At 68.6% G+C, this 2,761-nt stretch carries 4 protein-coding genes; all 4 read left to right on the forward strand.

Going from position 1 to position 2,761, the window contains the following annotated elements; all coding sequences use genetic code 11:
* A partial coding sequence (locus WC493_RS23210) for a DUF3108 domain-containing protein (protein ID WP_373069015.1) occupies positions 1–213 on the forward strand: 213 nt, incomplete at its 5' end.
* Between the two features lie 43 nt (positions 214–256).
* Positions 257–1,717 (forward strand): RsmB/NOP family class I SAM-dependent RNA methyltransferase, encoded by a 1,461-nt coding sequence (locus WC493_RS23215; RefSeq protein ID WP_373069017.1) that lies wholly within the window; start codon positions 257–259, stop codon positions 1,715–1,717.
* Positions 1,718–1,800: 83 nt separating this feature from the next.
* Positions 1,801–2,340 (forward strand): phospholipase D family protein, encoded by a 540-nt coding sequence (locus tag WC493_RS23220; protein ID WP_373069019.1) that lies wholly within the window; start codon positions 1,801–1,803, stop codon positions 2,338–2,340.
* Between the two features lies 1 nt (position 2,341).
* On the forward strand, positions 2,342–2,761 hold a 420-nt coding region (locus WC493_RS23225), incomplete at its 3' end, for a hypothetical protein (RefSeq protein WP_373069021.1).

Below are 2,761 nucleotides of genomic sequence, written 5' to 3' on the forward strand. Positions count from 1 at the left end.
ACCTATCGCGTCGAAGTCCTCGGCGAAGAAGTGCTACTGCTGCCGACGGGCGAGCGCCGGGCATCGCGCTTGAGAATTCGCAGCGGCAATGACACCATCGAACTCTGGATAGCGCCGGACATGCGCGCGCTGCCCTTGAAAATCCGCTTCACCGACCGCAAGGGCGAGATCTTCGACCAGGTCGCGCAGGACATCGAGATGCAGGAGCAATAATGAACCTTCCCTTCCACCCCATTGCAGGAAAGCGAGACGCGGCATGAGCGACGACAGGAAGCACGGCAAGCCGCGCGGCACGGCACGGGGCGCGGGCGGTCCGCGCCGCGACGCCGCGCGAACCACTACCGGCCATGGCGCGGAGCAGCCGGCGGCGGTCGAAGGCCTCGCGGCCGACCTGCTGAACGCGGCGGTGGCAGCCACCGCCGCCTTGCTGACCTTCAGCCAGCCTGCCGACGCGGCCTTGTCGGCCTTTTTCCGGGCGCGCAAGAGCGGCGCGAAAGACCGCGCCTTCATCGCCGAAACGGCCTATGCCGTATTGCGCAGGAAGCGCCTGCTGGAGCGCCTCGCCGCTTGCGGGCCGAATCTGGAGCCGGCCTTCCTCGCCCCCGGCTCGACGCCGAAGCGCGGGCCGAGGCCCGGGGCGGCGTCAGCGGGCGCGCGCCGCATCTCGCCGCGCGAGCTGGTGCTACTCTCGCTGTCGCGCGTGCGCGGCATGTCGCAGCGCCAGCTCGAAGGCGCGTTGCTGCCGGGCGAGGTGGAATGGCTGGCGGAGATCCGGCGCCAGCCGGAACCGGAGCTGACGCTGGCCGAGCGACTGGACTTTCCCGACTGGCTGGTCGAACGTTTGGCGCCGCGCATGTCGCCGGAGGAACTGCTGGCCCTGGCCCGCGCGCTGAACACGCCGGCGCCGCTCGACCTGCGGGTGAACACGCTGAAGGCGGAGCGCGAGGGCGTGATCGCGCGCCTCGCCGCCGACGGCATTGCGGCCACGCCCTGTCCGTATTCGCCGCTGGGCGTGCGCCTGAAGACCAAGCCTTATCTGCAGAAGCATCCGGCCTACCTCGACGGCAGCATCGAAGTGCAGGACGAGGGCTCGCAGCTGCTCGGCATCCTGCTGGCGCCGAGGCGCAGCGAGATGGTGGTGGATTTCTGCGCCGGCGCCGGCGGCAAGACGCTGATCCTCGGCGCCCTGATGCGCTCCACCGGACGCCTGTATGCCTTCGACGTGTCGGACAAGCGGCTGGCCAAGCTGAAGCCGCGCGCCGCCCGCGCCGGCCTGTCGAACGTGCATCCGGCCTGCATCTCCGGCGAGAACGACACGCGGGTGAAGCGGCTGCAGGGCAAGGCCGATCGCGTGCTGGTCGATGCGCCCTGTTCAGGCATGGGCACCTTGCGCCGCAATCCCGACCTCAAGTGGCGTCAGTCGCCGCAGAGCGTGGACGAGCTGGTCGTCAAGCAGGCGGCCATCCTCGCCGCCGCGGCGAAGCTGCTGAAGCCCGGCGGCCGGCTGGTGTATGCGACCTGCAGCATCCTGGCGGAGGAGAACGAGGAGATCGTCAATGCCTTCCTCGCCGCGCATGCCGATTTCCGTCGCCTGTCGGCGCAGGAGGTGTTGGCCGCGCAGGGCATCGCCATCGATTGCGGCGAAGACATGCATCTGTCGCCGCAGAAACATGGCACCGATGCTTTCTACGCAGCGGTGCTGGAGCGCACCAAGTGATCGTCAACGATGGAGCGGCCATAGGCCGCGAACCGAGGTCACCCCCTTTCCCGGGAAGGGGGATGGGGGGATGGTGGTTGGCAATGACTGTTGCGCTGTCTTTCAGCGCAACAGTCGGCGCCGGCGCCGGCGCCACGCCGCTGCCGGCCACCGGCACGGTGGAAGCGCTGTTCACGCCCTGGGACGATGCCGAGGGCGCCATCGTGCGGGCGCTGGGCGAAGCGAAAAAAAGCATCCATGTCCAGGCCTATCTGCTCACCAGCCGCTCGATCGCCCGGGCGCTGCAGGACGCCCATGCGCGCGGCGTGGCGGTCGAAGTGCTGGCCGACCGGGACATGGTGAGCAAAGGCGAGAATTCGCTGGTTCCCAAGCTCGCTGCCGAGGGCATTGCGGTCCGGCTGGAAACACGCTACGCCGTCGCGCACAACAAGGTGCTGCTGATAGACGCCGCGACGGCGCACGGATTCGTCATCACCGGCAGTTACAATTTCACCTGGTCGGCACAGGCGCGCAATGCCGAGAATCTGCTGATCCTGCGCGACAATCCGGCGCTGGTGCGGCGCTATCTGGATAACTGGCAGCGCCACCGGGACGAGGCGGAACCCATGAGCGGAGCGCAGTGAGATGACACAACACGAGCTGGCGAGCTTGTGGCGCAGCGTGCTGGCCGATCTGCGCCAGCCCGATCTGGTGTGGCAGCTGCTCGTCCTCGCCGCGTGCCTGCTGCTGGCGAAGTTCGGCGAGCGCATCGTGCGCAGTCGCCAGATCGGCGCCGGCCGGGCCTGGGACCTGGGGCGGCGCGGGCTGAAGCGCATCACCGTCCCGCTGCTGGCGGTGATTCTGGTGCTGGTCGCGCGTCCCATCGCCGAGCAGTGGATACGCGTCAGCCTGCTGTCGCTGGCCCTGCCGCTGCTCTCCTCGCTGGCGGTGATTCGCGTGGTGTTCTACGTGCTGCGCCTGAGCTTCGCCGACGCCACCTGGATGGTCCAGTTCGAGCGCATCTTTGCCGGGCTGGTCTGGGCCATCGTCGCCCTGCACATCACC

The sequence above is a fragment of the Zavarzinia sp. genome, from assembly GCF_041650655.1.
In the GTDB taxonomy this organism is placed as follows: Bacteria; Pseudomonadota; Alphaproteobacteria; order Zavarziniales; family Zavarziniaceae; genus Zavarzinia.

Coding starts and splice junctions, on each gene's coding strand:
- WC493_RS23215 (WP_373069017.1), top strand. CDS start 257: ATGAGCGACGACAGGAAGCACGGCAAGCCGCGCGGCACGGCACGGGGC.
- WC493_RS23220 (WP_373069019.1), top strand. CDS start 1,801: ATGACTGTTGCGCTGTCTTTCAGCGCAACAGTCGGCGCCGGCGCCGGC.